Below are 1,249 nucleotides of genomic sequence, written 5' to 3' on the forward strand. Positions count from 1 at the left end.
GGTAGCTTTTTTTTCGCCAGTGTTCATTTGTTGTTTTCATAAGTGACTGTAATTAATTGCTTAATTTTTAGTCAACCTATTTCAGGAAAGTTCATTTTTCAAATTGCACACAACGTGTTTGTGTATGATTAGTTGCGTGGTTTAGCAACTAATTTAGCAAACTTTTACGAACCTGAGAATATTCCGAAGGAATATTCCAGATGAGCAGTAACAAAGCAATTAATTATACACGGTGTTAGGTGCTGTGTTTTATTTTTCTAATTATATTTTTTTCAAAGTCAGACAAAATAAATTCTTTCGCCAATGAATCATAAGTCAGAATCTGCATATTTCTCTGGTCAACGATATCAATCAAAAAGTGTTCTGTCTCATGAGTTTGATTATGTGAAAAAATCACTTTGATGGTTTTTAATTCATTTGCTGATAGTTGATTCAGTTCGCTTTGGATATAGTTGTTTATTAGTTCTTCAACAGTTGGAACGTCATATTTGGATAGAACTATTGGAAGATTTAAGTATTCATTACATTCAGATTTGATTTTCAATTTAATATTGTTTTGTTTCCTGTTCGGCTTTAAATTTACTTTTTCAATTGCAAAAACTAATATACCAGGACTTGGATTTGTGAAATCAAATTCAATCCTAAAATCGTCTTGTTTTCTTTGAATGATTTCCTTTGTAGCAGGCAATAATTTATTAATAGAGTCAGAAAGAATTAACTCATTTGAATTTTTAAAATCAAATATCGCAGAAAGAGATTTATTCTGACATTCTATGTTTCCACCAAAATTAAAAGGAAGTTCAGTTATATAATTTTCAACTGTTTTTTCTGAAACACCATATACAAAGTGAATTTCTGATTCATTGTCATACCAAGTTGGTCCGACTTTCAACCTCAAACCTTGTTTTCGTAAATCGATTGTTCCAATGTCATTATTTTCTTTATCCTCAATTTCACTTACCGTTTTTTGATTTGACCCACAAGAGTAAAGAATGATTAATAAAGAAATAAGTAAGTTTAATTTTCTCATGGGTTTTTTTGACATTGCACCTAACGGGTTTGTGTATGATTAGTTGCGTGGTTAAGCAACTAAGTTAGCAAACTAATCACAGATAGAAAATTCCAGCGGAATTTTCGTAAGTCGGCAGTGAACCAAGCAATTAATTATACACGGTGTTGGCAGTAGTATTTGTTTTACTTAATGTAAAGTTTATTTGTCAAATAGTGTTATTTGTTTTACATTTGTTTG

Annotated in this window: 1 protein-coding gene; it reads right to left on the minus strand. The window is 30.2% G+C overall.

The genetic code is table 11. The features are described 5' to 3' along the window. Nucleotides 1–235: 235 nt before the first annotated feature. Nucleotides 236–1,030 (minus strand): hypothetical protein, encoded by a 795-nt coding sequence (locus tag C8N41_RS16775; RefSeq protein WP_147298989.1) that lies wholly within the window; start codon nucleotides 1,028–1,030, stop codon nucleotides 236–238. Nucleotides 1,031–1,249 lie beyond the last annotated feature (219 nt).

This window comes from Winogradskyella sediminis (assembly GCF_003387355.1).
GTDB lineage: Bacteria > Bacteroidota > Bacteroidia > Flavobacteriales > Flavobacteriaceae > Winogradskyella > Winogradskyella sediminis.

Excerpts from the sequence above, each read along its gene's own strand:
- C8N41_RS16775 (WP_147298989.1), bottom strand. The coding sequence starts at position 1,030 with ATGAGAAAATTAAACTTACTTATTTCTTTATTAATCATTCTTTACTCT.